A 338-nucleotide genomic window follows, 5' to 3' on the forward strand; every position below is an offset into this window, starting at 1 on the left:
GAACAATATTGGCTGCCGCGATCCGAATGGAAAAGGCAGCCTTCTGGAGGCTGGCGCAGGCGCACCGCCATATCCAGCGCCCTGATCGCCAGATCCTTCTTCATCCTGTCGCTGACAGCCCAACCCACGACACGCCGACTATGCAGATCGAGGATGACGGCAAGATAAAGCCAGCCTTCTGATGTCCAGATATAGGTGATGTCGCCCGCCCATTTACAGTTGGGCGCATCGGCGGCGAAGTCGCCGTCCAGCCAGTTCGCTGCGACCCCCAAGCGATGGTGGCTGTCGGTTGTGACCTTGTGCTTGCGCGTGCGGACTGGCTTGATCCCGTTGATCTT

1 protein-coding gene is annotated in these 338 nt (G+C 59.5%); it reads right to left on the reverse strand.

The window, feature by feature from the left end:
* Nucleotides 1-338 (reverse strand): DDE-type integrase/transposase/recombinase (locus tag G7A66_RS13855; RefSeq protein ID WP_174296274.1); only part of this gene is annotated, 338 nt, incomplete at both ends.

The sequence above is a fragment of the Alteripontixanthobacter muriae genome (assembly GCF_013336795.1).
GTDB lineage: Bacteria > Pseudomonadota > Alphaproteobacteria > Sphingomonadales > Sphingomonadaceae > Pseudopontixanthobacter > Pseudopontixanthobacter muriae.